The sequence below is a fragment of the Lacimicrobium alkaliphilum genome (genome assembly GCF_001466725.1).
GTDB classification, from domain to species: domain Bacteria; phylum Pseudomonadota; class Gammaproteobacteria; order Enterobacterales; family Alteromonadaceae; genus Lacimicrobium; species Lacimicrobium alkaliphilum_B.
In genome coordinates this window covers 203,306-221,044 of sequence record NZ_CP013650.1, presented here as the reverse complement: position 1 = coordinate 221,044, position 17,739 = coordinate 203,306, and the positions used below count along the sequence as shown (strand labels likewise).

The following is a 17,739-nucleotide window of genomic DNA, read 5'->3' as shown; positions in this document are numbered from 1 at the left end:
TTATAACAATTAATACAAAGGTATACTGCGCTTGGCTTTTTGGGAAAAGATCACCAACAGATTTGCTAAGTCGTCCGCGTTCTTTGCTGTTGGCATCGAGTTCGGCCAACAGGCGCTGCTGATCTCGGTGATCACCCGGCAACAGAACAGGCTGCAGTGGTTACTGCAACAGCGGCTTGGCATCGACAACTGGCAACAATCGCTGGCCAAATGGGTTAAACAGCATCATGCCGCAGATACCCCCTGTCATGTGGTTTTCTCCACCAACAGATACCAGTTAATGCAGGTAGACCGTCCCGCCGTTGAAGAACAGGAGCTGGTGCAGGCATTGCGCTGGTCGGCCAAAGAGCTGCTTAGCAGCAATGAAGAAATGGCCGTGGATTATTTTGATTTGCCCGCCCAACCCACCGGCAGCAACAAGGTAAATCTGGTTGCGGTACCCATGACACTGGTCAAAGAAGTGTCAGAAGGGATTATTCACGCAGATCTGGATCTGCAGAGTATTGGTATTGAAGAGCTCAGTCAGTGCGATCTGCTTGAGCCCACAGATCAGGCACAAATTACTTTACTACAGGAACCCGGCGAAGAGGTTTGCCTGAGCATTATCCGCCAGCAGAAACTCTATTTCAGCCGACGCCTGAAAGGCTACGAACAACTCAGCACTTACGGTCTGGAACAGATACAACAGGGCATCGCCGAGACCCTGAGCCTGGAAATCCAACGCTCGATGGATTATTTCGAGAGTCAGCTTCGCCAGGCTCCGGCCAAGCAGTTGCTGATTTGCATCGACACGCCCTTTCTTGATGAACTGAGCCAGACTCTGGGGCAGATGTTGATGCTGGAAACTCACTTGCTGGAAACCAACATCGATAAAGCAGAAGGTCTGCGCATCTCTCCTGATACCATTACCAGCTTAAGTGCTGCCCTGCGTCAGCGTAACGGAGCGGTGGCATGAAGAATCAGGTCAATTTTTATCAGCCATCCCCCAAGTCCGGATCAGAGTCTGTCAATCTGAACCTGGTACTGATCTGCTGCCTGATTGCGACGGTATTAGTCGCAGGGTGGTCAGTCTACAGCAGCGCCGAACTTGACCAGTGGCAGGCCAGAGAAAAAGCGCAAAAACGTGATCTGGACAATATCAGACAAAGATTACAACAGGCCACCGCCGCTCTGGATACCCAGCCCGATGTCAGGCTGGTGCAACAGGCCGAACAATTGCAGCGGGAAATTCAGGCGCAGAACTACCTGCTTGGCCGCCTGCGCAATGAGCAGCAAACAGGTCGCGGAACCTATGCTCAGTTGATGCTGGCGCTGGCCAGTCAGCACCAGCAGGACATCTGGCTGACCCATATAGCCGTTACGGGTAACCGCCTGCAACTGCAGGGCAAGAGCCTGAGTGCAGAATCGGTACCCCGCTGGCTACAGGGTCTGAGCAAGAGCGATTATTTCGTCGGTACCCGGTTTGGTTCCCTCAAAGTGTTCAGAGATGAAGAGCAGTTACTTAATTTTATCCTCGGGGCCACGGAACTGCAGCCAGACAACGCGCTGAGGCCAAAATCATGAACTATCAGCAACTGCAGCAATGGTTCAGCGCCAGACAACCCAGAGAACGGCAACTGGTATTGATCGCGGCGCTGTTCCTGATCCTCTATGGCGGCTATGTGCTGTTTATTGAGCCTGCACAGATCAGAACCCAGCAGTTTCAGACACAGGTCAGACAATATCAGGCTCAGGCGTCGGGTTTGCTGAGTCAGATTGAAACAATACAGCGCAACAGTCAGGATCCCAATGCAGCGGTTAAGCGTCGTATCAGTCAGTTACAACAGCAACAACAACAGCTGCAACAGAATATTAATGATGGCACCCGGGATTTGGTGCCTCCCCATCGCATGCGTGAATTATTGCAGGCACTGTTGGCTGACAACGATAAACTGCATCTGCTGGAGATGCGCTCACTGCCAGCGGTAAATCTGACTGAACAGGAACAGGACTCGCCCGGGCAAAATATTCCCATGCCCGGCTTATATCAGCAGGGCATAGTGCTGATACTCGAAGGAAAGTATTTTGACCTGCAGGAGTATCTGGCCGAGCTTGAGCTGTTGCCATGGCGTTTTCACTGGAAACGCCTGGACTATAGTGTACAGGAACACCCTGTTGCCAGAATGCAACTGGAGCTTTATACACTCAGCACCGATAAGGCGTTTGTAGGAATATGATCATGAAGCGGCTGTTGTGGTTAATCTTGATTGGCAGTGCCGCTGTGCAGGCACAATTGCCGAAAGATCCTACCCGTCCTCCTCCTGCTCAGACCAACTCCCCGGTTGCAGCCGGACAGGATGTGCAGGATAGCAATGCAGGAATGCCTGCAGTGACCGCGATTTTTATTGGTCCTGAGCGCCGATATGCCATAGTGGGTGGTAAAGCGCTTTATCAGGGCGAGCAATTCCGGGACATGGAGGTGCTTGAGATCCGAGCCGGATCGGTGCTGTTCAGACATAACGATAATGATATTGAGGTTGCCCTCAGGCAGGACAAGACATTGAAAAAAGGTAAAGCCAATGGCTTTTAAGCATGTAATTTTAGTTTCATTGCTGGTTTTGATCGCCGGTTGTCAGAGCAATCAGGTTGGCAAAGAGGCTTCACGCTCGCTGGATAATGCGCTGGAAGACAGCAGCAGCCCCCGGGATAACAGCGATAAGAAACTGCAGGAGTTACCTCAACAGGTGTCAGAATTATTGCTGGCGCCCGATGCAAGCGAACAGCAGAACCCTTTGTTCAGTGAAGAGCGCTACGATATCTCCGCCAATCAGACTGAAGCCAGAGACTTCTTTGCCGGGCTAGTAGAAGGCACGCCCTATTCCGTTGCGGTTCATCCGCAGGTAAGCGGCAATATCGCACTGGATCTCAAGCAGGTCAGCCTCAGCGAAGTCTTTGAACTGGTGTCTGAGCTTTACGGCTATCATGTAGAGCGCAACGGCAGTGTGTTTCGTGTCTATCCCTCAGGAATGCGCACAGAAACCTTTCCGGTTAACTATCTGATGATGACCCGCGATGGCTCTACTCAATCCAGTATCGTGTCCGGTGGTGTTTCCTCCCAGGATGGCAACCGCTCCAGTGGCAACAATGTTAACAGCTTCGGCGGTAATCAACTGACCGGAGGCAACCAATATGGCAACAGCGGCAATCTGAACACCAATTCCAACAACAGTAATGGTACCAATATTTTCACCCGCACCCAGACGGATTTCTGGAAAGATCTCAAAGAAACCCTGCAAAGCCTGATCGGTGAGCAGGATGGCAGAGCGGTTATCGTTTCTCCCCAGGCGGGTCTGGTCACTGTCAGAGCCATGCCCGAAGAAATCAGGGCAGTACAAAGCTTTCTGCAACTCACTGAACAAACCGTGCAACGTCAGGTGGTACTGGAAGCGAGAATTATCGAAGTCACGCTCAATGATGAATACCAGCAAGGCATTGACTGGACCAAGATCGCCAACAGCAGTCGCCTTGGTCCCATCAGTTTCTCCGGTATGAATGTAGGCAATGCCATCAGCAACAGTCTTGGTGGTGTTACCGGGCTGAGCTTTGAAACCGGCAGCTTTTCCAGTGTACTGACCCTGTTGTCTACCCAGGGCAATATGCAGGTACTCTCCAGCCCGCGGGTAACCGCCACCAATAATCAAAAAGCGGTAATCAAAGTCGGCGATGACGAATATTTTGTCACTGATGTGTCCAGTCAGAGCACCATCACTGCGGCCACCACTTCCACCGGCCCGAATATCGAGCTGACCCCGTTTTTTTCCGGCATCGCGCTGGATGTCACACCACAGATCGATGCCGATGGCGGTGTGCTCTTGCATGTACATCCTTCGGTGATTGAAACCCAGGAACAGGAAAAGGTGGTCACCCTGAACGAAGAACGCTTTGTGCTGCCGCTGGCGCAGAGCAATATCCGGGAATCAGACACGGTGATCCACGCCCGCACCGGCGAGATTGTGGTGATCGGTGGCCTGATGCAGACCATTATCAATGAAACCCATTCGAAGACCCCGATTCTTGGCAGCATTCCGCTGTTTGGCGAGCTATTCAAGAACCGCCGGGAATCAGAACAGAAGAAGGAACTGGTGATCCTGCTCAAGCCCACAGTCGTGGAACGGGGCACCTGGCAACAGCAACTCAGAAGCAGTCGTGACCAGATCCGGGACTGGACGGATAGTAACTGACCATGTATCTGTATCACTTCGGACTTCAGGAACTGCCCTTTACGCTGACGCCCAATACCAGCTATTTCTTTGGCCTGCCCAGTCATAATCAGGCCATCGAAGTGCTCACCACTGCGCTGAAAACCGGTGAGGGTTTTATTAAGGTCACCGGCGAAGTGGGTACCGGCAAAACCCTGATATGCCGCAAGTTACTGAATGAACTGCCGGATCATTTTGTCTCCGCCTATATTCCCAATCCGTACCTGTCTCCGGCTGAGTTGCGGGCCGCGGTGGCCCGCGAACTTGGGGTAACCTTAAGCATTGATGCGGATCAACAGGAATTTACCCAGCGTATTCAGCAACGGCTGATCGAAATTAATCAACAGCATAAAGCCGCTGTGCTGATTATTGATGAAGCCCAGGCGCTGCCAGTGGAAAGCATTGAAGCACTGCGACTGTTTACCAACCTGGAAACGGAGTCGAGGAAATTGTTGCAGGTCGTGCTGTTCGGTCAGCCGGAGCTGAATCAAAAGCTGGCCTTACCGGAATTACGCCAGCTAAAACAACGTATTACTTTCAGTTATCAGCTTGCCTGTATGGATTTGGAGCAACTGATTCAATATGTGCAGCATCGCATGCGGGTAGCGGGCTATCGTGGCACCGAGATGTTTAATCGACGCTGCTGCAAATTACTGTTCCGGGCATCTCAGGGCACACCGCGGATCGTCAATGTGCTGTGCCACAAGGCGCTGATGCTGGCCTATGGCGAGGGCAAACTGCAGGTCAGTCCACGGCATATTCAACTGGCCATCGCCGATACTGAAGCCGCCTGGCAAAGCCGCCCCTTTAACTGGTTATGGCTGTATGCCTCCCTGCTACTGGTAATGCTGGTGCTGGGCAGTTATTACTTTTATCCGCCGGGTACCTTATGAGTGTCGTCAACAAGATGCTCCAGGATCTGGAGTCACGCAAACAACAACCCGACAATGCCAATTTTCAGCCGCCGGCGAAAAGGCGCCATGGCTGGTGGATCTTTGGGGTACTGCCGCTGGCATTAATTCTGGCCGTCATCTACTGGTTCTGGCCGGTTTTATGGGATGCCAGCGAACCTGAACCGCCACCCGGGCCGGTAACGCAGGCTAAGCAAAGTGTGCCTGTACAAAACACTCAGCCAGTTGAGACGGCCGGGATCACAGCAAAACCTCAGACTCAGCCTGACAAAGAGGACGACAGCGAAGTTACTGAAACAGCCTCTCAGCCACAGACGCCACCACAACGGCCGGTAACGGATTCTGCCACTGCCGCCGGGGCCGGGCAGGCGTCAGCACCCCGGCCCGATGATTCGGATGACGATGCCACCACAGCTCCACGGCAACAAACACAAGACTCCGGCCAGTCTGCACCTGAATCCCCGGTACAGAAAACACCGGCCTTTAGTAAAAGCAAAACGGCCACCACGGCTGAACAACGCTGGCAACAGTTAAAAGCCCGGGTCAGTAAAGCCATGAGCGAGGGGAAAGATGCAGAGGCCATTTCAGGTCTGGAACAGATGCTGGAGATTCAGCCTGACAACCATCAGGTAAGACGCAATCTGGCGGCACTGCTGCTTAAAAACGGGGCACATAGTCGCAGTGGACTGCTGCTGGAGCAAGGGGTAAAGCTTTATCCACAAGAGCTGTCATTGCTGCAGTCGCTGGCACGCTTTTATGCTCAGAACGGGCAGACCAACAATGCCCTGAGGTTACTCAAAGGCCACAATCCTGAGGTGTTGCAACATCCTGACTATATTCAGTTAAGGGCCAGGCTGGCCCAACAACAGCAGGATCATCAACAGGCCCAGCAGGATTACGCCCTGCTCAGCCGCTATCAGCCAGACAATATCAAGTGGCGTCTGGGTCTGGCGGTGTCGCTGGATCAGGATGGTCAGTATCAGGCCGCCGCAGAGGTATACCGTTGGCTGGCGGGTGCCGATACACCGGCAGAAATCCGCGATTTTGTGCAGCAGCGGCTGACGGCGTTGGGAGGGTAATCAGAATGTCCGGCTTACAACCAAAACTTAAGATGCGTCTTGGCGATCTGCTGGTGCATGAAAGTATTATCAGCGAAGCGCAATTACAACAAGCCCTGGATGCGCAGAAACAAAGCGGTCGTAAGCTTGGCCATACCCTGGTGGATCAGGGGCTGGTAAAAGAAGAACAGTTACTGGAGTTTCTCTCCCAACAGTTAAAGGTGCCGCTGATCGACATCAGCCAGCGCAGCCTGGATAGTAATGCAGTAAAACAGTTACCTGAGGTGCAGGCCCGCCGCCACCGGGCACTGGTGTTAGAAGAACACCCGGATCACCTGCTGATCGGCATGAGCGATCCGGCCGACCTGGCCGCCATGGATGCGCTGGGCAATATTCTGCCTAAGCCGATTAAAGTTGCAGTCGTCAGAGAATCACAGCTTCTCAGCGCCTTTGATCGCCATTACCGTCGTACCGAAGATATTGCTTCCTTTGCTCAGGAGCTGGCCAGTGAACACAGCGAAGCCGATGAATTCGATTTTGCCGATCTGGGTACCGAAGACGGCGATACTGCCGTTGCCCGCTTGCTCAAATCCATCTTCGAGGATGCCGTACAGATGCAGGCCTCAGATATTCATATTGAGCCCGACGAAGACACACTGCGCATCCGCTTACGGGTAGACGGCGTGCTGCAGGAAAGCCTGATCAAAGAACGTAATATTGCCTCGGCACTGGTGCTGCGTCTTAAACTGATGTCGGGTCTGGATATTTCGGAAAAACGCCTGCCTCAGGATGGCCGTACCCACATCAGGGTCAAAGGCCACAGCATCGATGTGCGTTTATCTACCATGCCGGTACAACACGGCGAATCTGTGGTGATGCGACTGCTGGATCAATCGGCCGGACTGCTGAGCCTGGATGAAACCGGTATGCCGCAGGAGATCCTCGGCCGTTTCCGCCATCTGCTGCATCGCCCCCATGGCATGGTATTGGTCACCGGGCCTACAGGGTCGGGTAAAACCACCACCCTGTATGGCGCGCTGAGTGAACTGAATCAGCCGGGGGTGAAAATCATCACCGTAGAAGACCCGGTGGAATATCGCCTGCCACGAATTAACCAGGTACAGACCAACAACAAGATTGGCCTGACGTTCTCCAGCATACTCAGAACCACCCTGCGCCAGGATCCGGATATCATCATGGTCGGCGAAATGCGCGACAATGAAACGGCGGAAATCGGCCTGCGCGGCGCCCTGACCGGTCACCTTGTGTTATCCACCCTGCATACCAATGACGCCATCTCAAGCGCCATTCGCCTTCTGGATATGGGCGCGCCCGGTTATCTGGTGGCCACATCGCTGCGTGCTATTGTCGCTCAGCGGCTGGTACGGCGGCTGTGTGAAAAATGCTGTGAAGATTATCAGCCCAGCCAGGAGGAAATATTCTGGCTGGGCAGTCTGAGTGATGATATCGGGCAGATAAGCTTTAAACATGGCCGGGGCTGCGATAATTGCAACCAGACCGGCTATCGCGGCCGGATCGGTGTATTCGAATTGCTGGAAATGACCGATGCCATGATGAATGCGCTCAAATCTGACGACACCTCCACCTTCAGCCAGATAGCCAAAGCCAGTCCGGGCTATCATCCGCTGGCGAGGTCGGCACTGGCCTATGCCCGGCAGGGCGTCACCAGCGTTGAAGAAGTACTGAAACTGGTAGAAATGGTGGCAGAGCAACAAGTGGGGGGCCGGTTTAAATGGCCAGGTTCAGTTACAAAGCCAGGAGCGCCAATGGTGTGCTGCAGGATGGCAGCCTGGAAGCCGCCGATCAGGCCACCGCCGCGCAGATCCTGCTTAATCGTGAACTGATCCCCATCGACATCCGCCCACAGCAGGAAGAGCGTCAGAATCAGTTTTTCGGGCAGTTGCTGACACCAAAGGTCAAACTCGAAGAAATGGTGATTTTCGCCCGCCAGATGTACTCCCTGAGTAAGGCTGGTATTCCCATACTCAGAGCCATTGGCGGTCTGGCAGAATCCTCCGGCTCCAGGCGTCTCAGACAGGCACTCAAAGACGTGGTGGAGCAGCTTGAGCGTGGTCGTAATATTTCCAGTGCCCTGAACCGCCATCCTCAGGTGTTCAGCCCCTTGTTTGTCAGTGTGGTGCATGTGGGTGAGAATACCGGCAAACTGGATGAGGCGTTTTTGTTGTTGTCGCAGTATCTTGAGAGTGAACAGGAAACCCGCAAACAGATTAAATCCGCCACCCGTTATCCGATGTTTGTGATGATTGCCATTGTGGTGGCCCTGGTGATTATGAACCTGGTGGTTATCCCCACCTTCTCCAGCATGTTTGACCGCGTCGGCGCCGAGTTACCGCTGATGACCCGCTTTCTAATCGGCATGTCTAATGCGTTTGTGAATTACTGGCATCTGATGTTACTGGCGACCATTGCCTTCATCTGGATGCTGCGCCGTTACCTGAAAAGTGACGCAGGCCGCCTGAACTGGGACAGACGAAAACTCAGAATCTATGCCATTGGCAATATTATCGAGCGTTCATTGCTGTCTCGCTTTGCCCGCAGCTTCGCGATGATGGTCAGGGCTGGCGTGCCCCTGACTCACGCTCTGACCCTGGTGGCCGATGCAGTAGATAACAGGTACATGGGCAAACAGATTCTGGAAATGCGCAAAAATATCGAAAAGGGTGAAGGTTTGTCCAGGGTCTGTGGTGAAAGTGGACTGTTTACACCCTTGGTGTTACAGATGATCAGTGTCGGCGAAGAAACCGGTCAGGTGGATGAGCTGTTAACCGACGTGGCTGATTTCTACGAACGTGAAGTGGCCTACGATCTTAAAAGCCTGACCTCAAAAATTGAGCCTGTGCTGATTGCCATCGTGGCGGCTATGGTGCTGGTACTGGCATTGGGGATCTTCACACCTATGTGGGACATGATGAGTGCATACAGAGGACGCTGAGTGTGGATGAGATGAATCAACAGTCAGAAAGTGAAAACCGACAACTGCGGCTGATTATGCAGATAGCCATTGTGCTGGTGTTTGCCTCTCTGATGGCCGCTTTTATCTGGTATTTCGAAGACAGCGAAGAAGATATACAACAGACCACCCTGGATTTGCTCGCCGATGAAATGGCCCGCAGTGTGATCAGTGCCCGCTGGCAATGGGAAGCGGAAGGACGACCGGCGAGAATTTTACAGATCCGTTATGACCGCAACGGCAAGGAAACAGACCGGCGGCCTATTGCCATGAGTCATTTAGGCTGGCCAAAGGTTGAGCCCAGCGCCGATGGATGCGACCAACTCTGGAAAACGGTGCTCAATACACCCATGCAGGTGAATAACTTCAGGGTCTATGGTGAGTTTTTTGATGGCGTCAAAATGAGTGGTAAGGCGCTGGACAGCATGTGCAGGTTCAGGGTCTCAACGGGCCCCTATTTTGACTACAAAATTTATACCGGACAGGTAATCAAACGCTGACGTGCGCCGTGCTGGTACGGCGCACGCAAACAGAACTGAAGATGGCAGAGACAACAGGATGGCTATGAAAATCAACAAACAATCCAGGGGCTTTACCCTTATCGAACTGGTTATTGTGGTAGTAGTGCTGGGCCTGCTGGCAGCAGTGGCCCTGCCACGCATGCTGGAGGTCACAAAAGATGCCGAAAAAGCCACCGTTGAGGGCGTGGCCGGAGGCTTCGCCACAGGCGTAGGGCTGGTGCGGGCGCAGTGGGAACTGGAAGGCAGACCGGCCCAGAACGGCGGCGCCAATATCACCTTTGTAACAGTGGGCGGTATCCAGATAGGCATAGACAAAGACACCGGCTACCCCACCGGGGAAGCCGCCAATGATGCCAGTACCGAAGACGACGCGCTGGTTGATCTGGACTGCGTGAGCATCTTCAACCTGATTATGCAGAGCGCCCCTACTATTACAGAAGACTGGAATCAGCGCCCCTTTGAGTCTCATCGCTATTTTACCAAAAGTGCCGAAGCCATTGCGCCGGCCGGCAATGATGTGTGCTACTACTATCTGACCCAGACCATTAAAAATCAGCAGAACGAGCCGGTTGATAACAGTACCGGCAACGGCTTTGTTTATGATCCCCGTATCGGCCAGGTGATTGTGTTCAGTAATCCTTAGGTTGGGTTTAAATCCGACAGAGGCGAGTTTAGGTGTCGGAATAAATTCCGACCTACAACTAAAAATGTTGCTTTCGGGATGGAAGACAGCACAATAATTACAAGGGATATCTACTCGTTAACTTTAAGGCAATATTATGAAGCAAAAAGGTTTTACATTAATTGAACTGATTATCGTGATCGTGATTCTGGGTATCCTGGCCGTGACCGCAGCACCTAAATTTATTGATATTCAGTCTGATGCTACGGCATCCACGCTACAGGGTGCTAAGGCTGCCATGCAGGGCGGTGCACAATTGGTTTATGCCAAAGCGGCTATTGCCGGGGTGCAGAATCAGGCAGCAGACGGTAACGGTGCCCCCACCGTATCTATTAGCAACACTAATGTCAGCTTAGACAACGGTTACCCTGATGCGGATGAAGTAACAGGTCTGGCAGACATCTCTCCATGGGTAGATCTACCAGATAGCGACTGGGATTTCACCGCAGCTGGTGCTGATGATGTTCCGGTTGGCAGTTTTGGAATATATCCTGAGGGGGTAACCCCGGATTTTGATGCAGTTGGAGATGCCAGTTGCCATGTGCTTTACACTAATTCAGGTGGTAACGGCGCCGCTCCGGTTATTACCGTGGTTTCAGGTAGCTGCTAAGCTCTACTGATAACATGAAAACCGCTGGCTATACCTTACTGGAACTGATTGTCGTTATCACCGTTCTGGGGGTGCTGGCGGTGTCTGCTTACAGCCGTTTTCAGGGCACCGATGGGGTGGTGGAATATACCTATCAGGCACGCCTTGTCAGTGCGCTGCGCAATATGCAGACCCGGGCCATGCAGGATACCCGCCCCGGGTATTGCTATCAGATTAATCTGGATACCACCACCCCGGCCTTTGGCCCGCCCACACTGGCCTATGCTGTGGGCGGCGGTGCACCGCAGCAGGCCCAGAGCTGTGCGACCAGCATCGACTTTTCAACTCCTGAGTATCTTCGTACCGGAAACGATGAAATGCCGGGTGAGAATGTGCTGCTTAGCGTCTTAAGTGGTGTCAGCCCAATCGATCATATTGGTTTTGATGGCCTTGGCCGGCCGGTGGATAATACCCAGCAGCCCATCTGCACCAGTGGCTGCACCCTGAGGTTTACCGGCACAGCCAGTGCCAGGGTCTGTGTAGCATCTGAAGGTTATATTTATGCCTGTTAGCAGAGCACCGAATGGGTGGATTACAGGCAGCGCCGGTACCCGGAATCAAGCCATTTGCTACTCTCAAGGCTTTACCCTGATTGAAATGGTGATCGGCATCATTGTATTTGCCGTAGCCCTGACTCTGATCACCAGTTTATTGCTGCCCCAGTCCGCCCGCAGCATCGATCCCATCTATCAGGCCAGGGCCACCGAACTGGCTCAGTCACTGTTAAATGAAATCGGTGCTAAATCCTTTGATGAAAACTCTGATCGCAGCGGCGGCTCACTGCGTTGTGGTGAGGATATGAGCGGCGATGGAAATACTGACAACTGCACAACCGCTGCCGGACTTGGGCTGGATGGCGGCGAAGATTGCAGCAACAGAGACAGCTTTGATGATGTGGATGATTATTACTGTATCAGTAATATGAGCGCGGTGACGGTACTCAATACTCCCGACAGGCCCATGCATGCTTCCATTCAGCCCCTTTATCAGGATTTTCTGGTGAGCGTAGAGGGCTTTTATGACGGCGATATGGACGGCAATAATGACGGCAGCATCAGTTCGCTGAAACTTATCCGCGTGCGCATCACCACTCCCAACGGTGAAACCATGGATTTTGCCACCTACCGGGGCAACTACTGATGCGACTTAAACGGGGTTTTACCCTGATTGAACTGATCACGGTGATAGTGATTCTGGCGATAGTGTCTTTGGGCGTATTCAGCTTCGTGAGTATCGGCACCCGTATTTATGTGGATGTGACCAAACGGGATCAGATCTTAAGCGAAGCCCGCTTTGTGATGGAGCGGTTAAGCCGTGAGCTGCGCCGGGCGGTGCCCAACAGCATTCGCATTTCCGATAATTACCGCTGTATTGAGTTTGCTCCGATAGCCTGGAGCAGTTTCTATGAGGATATTGCCGTATCCCCTGAACCGGCCACAGATGAAATTGAGCTGGCCAGCCTCGATGGTTACCAGCGGGAAATGAACGATAGAGTAGTCGTTTACCCCTTAGAGCCTGAGCATGTTTATCTGGCCGGAGATGATCATAATGTGCCCCCTGCTGCTGATCCGGTATCCGGTAACACCCTGACGCTGGCCTTTGCCCATCAGTTTGCCACCGACAGTCCGGCCAGCCGGCTGTATATTGGCAGGCAACCGGTCAGTTACTGCTTACTGGGAAATAATCAGCTTACCCGTCACACAGGTTACGCTTATCGCGATGTACAGTCTGAGAGCCCGAGCAATGCAGGGATTGGCCCGGGAGTACTGATGGCCAACTATATTATCAATGATCCTCTGGATGCCAATGATCGGCCTTTCAGACTGGAATCTGCTACGCTGAACAGAAATGCTCTGGTGCAATTACAGCTCAGATTTGAGCTGAACGAAGAGCTGGTGGTATTTAACAGTGAAGTGCATTTACCTAATGTTCCCTAGAACCCGACCCTCTCATTTTCAGCAAAACCAGCGTGGCAGTATGCTGGTGATCAGCCTGTTTGTGATTGTGGTCATGGCGCTGCTGGTGCTGACGCTGATCCGGTTATTGTCAGCCTCCGGCGATTCGCTGATTTATGAAGTCTATGGCCTGCGCGCCCATCAGGCGGCAAAGTCCGGGCTGGAACTAAAGCTGACCGAAGTGTTTCCCCTGTGCCCTCTTGGTTCGGTCAATCCGGTCTGCGCAGATGGCAGTCGTAATCTTCCCTCTGCCTGTGATGCTGACACCACCCTGAGCTTTGCCCTGCAAGGGCTACAGAACTGCAGTGTCAGCAGCAGTTGCAGCGTTGACAACACCGGCGACAGTCGCTACTACCAGTTTACCAGCACCGGCACCTGTGAAGCCGGTGATGCGGTTACCGCCCGCACGGTGTCGGTGGATGCCAGGGTGGAATTATGAAGCGCTTTCCGGTTATTTTACTGCTGTTATTGCTGATTCCTGCTATCAGTTATTCAGCAACCTATACCCTGCCCGGGGATGCAGCCTCTTTACCCGGTACCTGCTCTGGTAGCGGCAATGTGGTGAACTGTTCCAGCAATCTTAACTTTGGCAATAATGATACGATTCAGATCAGCCAGCCGCTGACGCTTAATATCAGTGGCAACCTGCAGTTCGGTAATGGATTTAGCGTCAATGCCGCAGGCAACGCCGACGATATGCAGGTAACGGTGGCCGGTAATGTGCTGATGAGCAATAACGCGACCATTAATGCCAGCCTGACAGTATCAGGCTCCATAACCGCTGCTAACAATGGAGAGCTGGAAGGGAACCTGATCGTTTCCGGCACCCTCAGTCTCGGCAATAACAGCAGTGTCAGTGGCAATATCAGCGCCGGTACCGTCGAGATAGCCCAGAACGTTAGCGTGACCGGAAACATTGAAGCGGACAATGTCTACATTAATGGCGGGAACAGTACGGTGGACGGCAATATCACTGCCACCGATACTGTGGTCAATAACGGCACAGTAACCGGGGATATTACCGCCCCTCATATTACCAACAACGGCACAATTGGTGGTTCAACAAGCTGTGACAGTTCCGATGGCTCCGACCCTGCCGATTGTGATGCTGTCGCCACAACCCAATTGCAATGGCTGGCTTTTGAACAACCCGACTGGCTGCTGGATAGCTCTTCCCTTGGTAACCATGCCAGCGGCATAGGTAATGCAGAGCCATTGTTGCTGACCTCACAGATCTCCTGCAGTGCCACCAGCATCCCTGACAACAGCAGCGAATTCATCCAGGATGCCCTCAACACTCAGCTGGATGTCAATGATATCGGCGATAAAGGCACCATATCGTTCTGGTATCGCAGTAATGAAAACTGGCAACAGGTTAACCGCAATAAGATGCTGTTTGACGCCTCGGCTGGCAGTAATGCCCAGTTTGCTCTGTGGCTGGATGATCAGGGCGGGATCAGCTTTCGTTTGTCTGAGTCCGACGGCGATACCCAGTTAATTGTCAGTCAGAGCCTGTACAGCTTTACATCAAGTGACTGGGTACATATTGCCTTCGCCTGGGACATGACCGTTGACACCATCAGGCTGTTTATTAATGGTAACCAGCAGAACCTGCTGAATATGGGCTCTGTTGTGGCCTTCGATGAAGGCTTGCCGCAACTCAGCACCCTGTATATTGGCGATAATCGCAGCTCAACGGTATCCGCTAGCGGTGATTCAGCAGACGGGCTGATTGATGAGTGGCGGGTGTATAATTTTGTTCAGAGCAATGCACAGATCAACGCCGATATCGCCAACACGTCTGATTGTCCGGCACCGGATCTGCAATGTGACAGCTATACCTTCCAGTCAGAGGGCGATTTTGCGACAAACTGGCAGGTATCCACCAGCTCAGGGTCGTTTACTCCGGCGCCTGTCAGTGGGCGGGTCAGACTGACAGAAGCCGTTAATAATCAGTCCACCCGTATTACCCTGAACAAGAAATTCCCTGCGGCCGGTAACCGGGTCGAAATTGAATTTGATTATTATGCCTATAACGGTAACAGCGCCGATGGTATTGCCATCGTTCTCTCTGATGCCACTATCACCCCGCAATCAGGCAGTTTTGGGGGGTCTTTAGGTTATGCACAGCGTAATAACGGTGATGCCGGCTTTGCCGGTGGCTGGCTGGGTATCGGCCTGGATGAATACGGCAACTTCTCCAATCCGACGGAAGGGCGCACTGGCGGCATTGGCTTCAGACCAGACAGCGTCGCTCTGCGCGGTGCGGCGCAACACGATTATCCTTTTTTAAAAGCTGCCACCGGACTCAGCCCGGCTCTGGATGTGTCCGGTGCCACTCCCGGCCCGGGTCATCGCTACCGTATTGTGGTGGACTCACAAATAGCCGGTACCTCCTTTATCAGTGTCAGCCGGGATACCGGCAGTGGCTTTGTTGAGCTGATTGCGCCTTTTGATGTATTTGCCGAGTTCCCCGACCAGCAACCTGTGGTGCCGGAAGATTTTCTGCTCAGTTTTACAGGCAGCACAGGTGGGTCAGTCAATATCCATGAAATAGACAATCTCGAGGTCTGTGCCATTGAGGCTGAGGATATTTTTGTCGGCCCTCATCATTACAGGCTGCAGCATAACCCGACCGGCTACCTGTGCGGCGCCAGTGAAGTAATTGTTAAGGCTTGTGCGAATCAGGGCTGCGATGAGTTATACAACAACGAAACATCACTAAATCTGACCAGTTCAGAAGGTAGTAGCTGGTCAGCAGCCAACCTGTCCTTTATCGGCTCCACCACCTCCGCACTGAGTGTTGATGAAATCGGCATAGCGACTATCGGTGCCATCAATACTGACCCCGAAGCGCCGGTTGAATGTTATATCGGTGACACGGCATCGAATTGCCAGATTGACTTTGTTGAAGTGGGGCTGGAACTTTCATGGGCCGCCGCGGCACCGCAGGAAGAGATCCCCAATCAACTCTCTCAACAGGGTTTTACTAAAGCGATTTATGTCGGAGTGGCACAGGCAGAGACCTGTGAAGCCGACCTCGAAGGACAGGAACTGGAACTGGCACTGGATTGCCTGGATCCGGCCTCCTGCAATAACAATATGCTGATAGGCAATGATTCCCCTACCGGCAACCCCAACGATTATTTCAGCACTGGCATCACCTTTAATGAGCAGGGTATTGCCGTGATTCCGCAAGAATGGCTGCGCTATGATGATGCCGGGCAGGTACAACTCAGGGTCAGAAACAGCGAACAAAATGCCATCGGGTTAAGCAATGGCTTTGTGGTTAAACCTACCACACTGGTGCTAAGCGCAGATAATAACAATCCTCATATTGCCGGTGCCGATTTTAATCTGACGGTACAGGCAGTTGGCTACCGAGAGATGGTCACACCGAATTATAATGTCAGTGATGGTATATCAGGCAATCCGAGTGACCTTTACCTGCAATTAATAAAAGCTCTGCCGTTAAATGAGGGCACGCAAGGGGCGTTAAGCCTTGGCAACCAGAATGTGGCCAGTCGTGACCCCGCCAAAGCAGTATTGACACAAATCAGCAATGAAAATGCCTTTGATTTTGATAATGGGACCGGCAGTTCCCTGGTAAATTACTCTGAAGTCGGCAGCATAGAGATACAGTTGCAGGACTCGGATTATATGGGCGCTGGCAGTATCGGTTCCAATACACTGGCTCTGGGCCACTTTATCCCCGCTTACTTTTCTGTGACCGCCGATGTACCCCAATTGCTAGACACCTGCACTGAGGGCACAACCCCCTTTAGCTATGTGGGTGAGCCAATAGGCTTTGTGGGCGAAGTTATTGGCTATAACGAAGAGAGCGAGGAGTTGTCGGGGATCCATATTGAAGCCTACAACCAGCTCGGTGGTGTGACAGAAAATTATGCCGGTAACTTTTGGAAACTGGATATCTGGGAGCCGGACCCTCAGGATGGAACTCCCGCCCCCATCATTTATAGCGACAGCAACTATGAAAATGACCTCAATGAAACCCTTAACGCCAACCTTAGTGAGCAACAAGTGGTTCAGGATGAGGATGAACAAAATATCTACGATGGCAAACGTATTTTTCGTATTAAAAATCCTACAGTAACTTATGAAAAAGGTCTGACAACTCTGGAGCCGTTCGAGCCATCACTGGCTATCACTATCACCGAAGCGGCACTAACCGATAGCGATGGTGTATGCTTCAGAAGTTCTGCTACCGATCCCTGTCAGCCATTCACCATAAGCAACATCACTGGTGCCAATCTGCGCTATGGCCGTGCCCGTTTAGCTAATGCTTATGGTCAGGAAACTGAGCCTCTGCCCGTACCGCTGCAACTGGAATATTATGATGGCGCACGCTGGCTACTTAATACCGATGATAACTGCAGCACTTATAATGCCGATGATCTGCAACTGAACACCGCACTTACCACCTTAGCGAGTGGGGATGGCCTTGTTACCGGTGGTCGGCCTCTGGTGCCTGCAATGAGTTTTATACTCAGCGCGCCGGATGAAATGGGCGAAGTTCGGCTAGAATGGGAAGTGCCCGAATCGCTGCAGTTTGACTGGCAGGGGGATGGCACTGACCTGTCCAACCCCACTGCAGTAGCCACTTTTGGCCAGTACCGCGGTAATGACCGCATTATCCACTGGCGCGAAGTCTTTGAATAACTGCGCCGAACCAAAGTAAAACACTTATTCACCGCGGAGTCGCAAAGAACACA

Annotated in this window: 17 protein-coding genes; all 17 read left to right on the top strand. The window is 52.5% G+C overall.

Annotated elements, in window-relative coordinates:
- Positions 1-31 precede the first annotated feature (31 nt).
- Positions 32-955 carry a hypothetical protein gene (locus AT746_RS01115; protein WP_062475245.1) on the top strand — a complete coding sequence of 308 codons (924 nt, stop codon included), beginning with the start codon at positions 32-34 and terminating at the stop codon, positions 953-955.
- A complete protein-coding gene (locus AT746_RS01110) occupies positions 952-1,563 on the top strand; it encodes a PilN domain-containing protein (protein WP_062475242.1) in 612 nt (203 codons plus the stop codon). Before AT746_RS01115 ends, AT746_RS01110 begins: the two co-directional genes overlap by 4 nt.
- Complete coding sequence (gene gspM / locus AT746_RS01105; RefSeq protein WP_062475239.1) at positions 1,560-2,216, top strand: type II secretion system protein GspM; 657 nt, start codon at positions 1,560-1,562, stop codon at positions 2,214-2,216. The genes AT746_RS01110 and gspM overlap by 4 nt, the downstream gene beginning before the upstream one ends.
- 2 nt (positions 2,217-2,218) lie before the next feature.
- Complete coding sequence (locus AT746_RS01100) at positions 2,219-2,569, top strand: hypothetical protein (protein WP_156413594.1); 351 nt, start codon at positions 2,219-2,221, stop codon at positions 2,567-2,569.
- Entirely contained in the window at positions 2,559-4,220 is a 1,662-nt protein-coding gene (gene mshL, locus AT746_RS01095) for a pilus (MSHA type) biogenesis protein MshL (RefSeq protein ID WP_062475233.1), read from the top strand. The genes AT746_RS01100 and mshL overlap by 11 nt, the downstream gene beginning before the upstream one ends.
- Positions 4,221-4,222: 2 nt before the next feature.
- A complete protein-coding gene (locus AT746_RS01090; RefSeq protein WP_062475231.1) occupies positions 4,223-5,131 on the top strand; it encodes an ExeA family protein in 909 nt (302 codons plus the stop codon).
- Positions 5,128-6,228: a tetratricopeptide repeat protein gene (locus AT746_RS01085; protein ID WP_062475227.1), complete on the top strand. Its 1,101-nt coding sequence runs from the start codon at positions 5,128-5,130 to the stop codon at positions 6,226-6,228. Before AT746_RS01090 ends, AT746_RS01085 begins: the two co-directional genes overlap by 4 nt.
- A gap of 5 nt (positions 6,229-6,233) precedes the next feature.
- Positions 6,234-8,072 carry a GspE/PulE family protein gene (locus AT746_RS01080; protein WP_197414307.1) on the top strand — a complete coding sequence of 613 codons (1,839 nt, stop codon included), beginning with the start codon at positions 6,234-6,236 and terminating at the stop codon, positions 8,070-8,072.
- Complete coding sequence (locus AT746_RS01075; RefSeq protein ID WP_062475223.1) at positions 7,961-9,181, top strand: type II secretion system F family protein; 1,221 nt, start codon at positions 7,961-7,963, stop codon at positions 9,179-9,181. Before AT746_RS01080 ends, AT746_RS01075 begins: the two co-directional genes overlap by 112 nt.
- Positions 9,182-9,183: 2 nt before the next feature.
- The gene (locus tag AT746_RS01070; protein WP_062475220.1) at positions 9,184-9,699 is read left to right on the top strand and encodes a hypothetical protein; all 516 of its coding nucleotides are present in this window, start codon (positions 9,184-9,186) and stop codon (positions 9,697-9,699) included.
- A gap of 58 nt (positions 9,700-9,757) precedes the next feature.
- Positions 9,758-10,363, top strand: a complete 606-nt coding sequence (locus AT746_RS01065; RefSeq protein ID WP_062483840.1) for a prepilin-type N-terminal cleavage/methylation domain-containing protein — start codon at positions 9,758-9,760, stop codon at positions 10,361-10,363.
- Between the two features lie 136 nt (positions 10,364-10,499).
- Positions 10,500-11,012 carry a prepilin-type N-terminal cleavage/methylation domain-containing protein gene (locus AT746_RS20190; RefSeq protein ID WP_062475217.1) on the top strand — a complete coding sequence of 171 codons (513 nt, stop codon included), beginning with the start codon at positions 10,500-10,502 and terminating at the stop codon, positions 11,010-11,012.
- Between the two features lie 14 nt (positions 11,013-11,026).
- Positions 11,027-11,563, top strand: a complete 537-nt coding sequence (locus tag AT746_RS01055) for a pilus assembly FimT family protein (protein ID WP_062475214.1) — start codon at positions 11,027-11,029, stop codon at positions 11,561-11,563.
- Complete coding sequence (locus AT746_RS01050; protein WP_062475211.1) at positions 11,553-12,191, top strand: type IV pilus modification PilV family protein; 639 nt, start codon at positions 11,553-11,555, stop codon at positions 12,189-12,191. The genes AT746_RS01055 and AT746_RS01050 overlap by 11 nt, the downstream gene beginning before the upstream one ends.
- Positions 12,191-12,988 carry a PilW family protein gene (locus tag AT746_RS01045; protein ID WP_062475208.1) on the top strand — a complete coding sequence of 266 codons (798 nt, stop codon included), beginning with the start codon at positions 12,191-12,193 and terminating at the stop codon, positions 12,986-12,988. The genes AT746_RS01050 and AT746_RS01045 overlap by 1 nt, the downstream gene beginning before the upstream one ends.
- Entirely contained in the window at positions 12,978-13,445 is a 468-nt protein-coding gene (locus AT746_RS01040; RefSeq protein WP_082633097.1) for a hypothetical protein, read from the top strand. The genes AT746_RS01045 and AT746_RS01040 overlap by 11 nt, the downstream gene beginning before the upstream one ends.
- A complete protein-coding gene (locus tag AT746_RS01035; protein ID WP_062475203.1) occupies positions 13,442-17,686 on the top strand; it encodes a DUF6701 domain-containing protein in 4,245 nt (1,414 codons plus the stop codon). The genes AT746_RS01040 and AT746_RS01035 overlap by 4 nt, the downstream gene beginning before the upstream one ends.
- Positions 17,687-17,739 lie beyond the last annotated feature (53 nt).

What these genes read in the sequence shown, in the direction of transcription:
- AT746_RS01075 (WP_062475223.1), top strand. Translation starts at nt 7,961, where the DNA reads ATGGCCAGGTTCAGTTACAAAGCCAGGAGCGCCAATGGTGTGCTGCAG.
- AT746_RS01085 (WP_062475227.1), top strand. Translation starts at nt 5,128, where the DNA reads ATGAGTGTCGTCAACAAGATGCTCCAGGATCTGGAGTCACGCAAACAA.
- AT746_RS01045 (WP_062475208.1), top strand. Translation starts at nt 12,191, where the DNA reads ATGCGACTTAAACGGGGTTTTACCCTGATTGAACTGATCACGGTGATA.
- AT746_RS01080 (WP_197414307.1), top strand. Translation starts at nt 6,234, where the DNA reads ATGTCCGGCTTACAACCAAAACTTAAGATGCGTCTTGGCGATCTGCTG.
- AT746_RS01040 (WP_082633097.1), top strand. Translation starts at nt 12,978, where the DNA reads ATGTTCCCTAGAACCCGACCCTCTCATTTTCAGCAAAACCAGCGTGGC.
- AT746_RS01035 (WP_062475203.1), top strand. Translation starts at nt 13,442, where the DNA reads ATGAAGCGCTTTCCGGTTATTTTACTGCTGTTATTGCTGATTCCTGCT.
- AT746_RS01050 (WP_062475211.1), top strand. Translation starts at nt 11,553, where the DNA reads ATGCCTGTTAGCAGAGCACCGAATGGGTGGATTACAGGCAGCGCCGGT.
- AT746_RS01090 (WP_062475231.1), top strand. Translation starts at nt 4,223, where the DNA reads ATGTATCTGTATCACTTCGGACTTCAGGAACTGCCCTTTACGCTGACG.
- AT746_RS20190 (WP_062475217.1), top strand. Translation starts at nt 10,500, where the DNA reads ATGAAGCAAAAAGGTTTTACATTAATTGAACTGATTATCGTGATCGTG.
- mshL (WP_062475233.1), top strand. Translation starts at nt 2,559, where the DNA reads ATGGCTTTTAAGCATGTAATTTTAGTTTCATTGCTGGTTTTGATCGCC.
- AT746_RS01110 (WP_062475242.1), top strand. Translation starts at nt 952, where the DNA reads ATGAAGAATCAGGTCAATTTTTATCAGCCATCCCCCAAGTCCGGATCA.
- AT746_RS01065 (WP_062483840.1), top strand. Translation starts at nt 9,758, where the DNA reads ATGGCTATGAAAATCAACAAACAATCCAGGGGCTTTACCCTTATCGAA.
- AT746_RS01100 (WP_156413594.1), top strand. Translation starts at nt 2,219, where the DNA reads ATGAAGCGGCTGTTGTGGTTAATCTTGATTGGCAGTGCCGCTGTGCAG.
- AT746_RS01055 (WP_062475214.1), top strand. Translation starts at nt 11,027, where the DNA reads ATGAAAACCGCTGGCTATACCTTACTGGAACTGATTGTCGTTATCACC.
- gspM (WP_062475239.1), top strand. Translation starts at nt 1,560, where the DNA reads ATGAACTATCAGCAACTGCAGCAATGGTTCAGCGCCAGACAACCCAGA.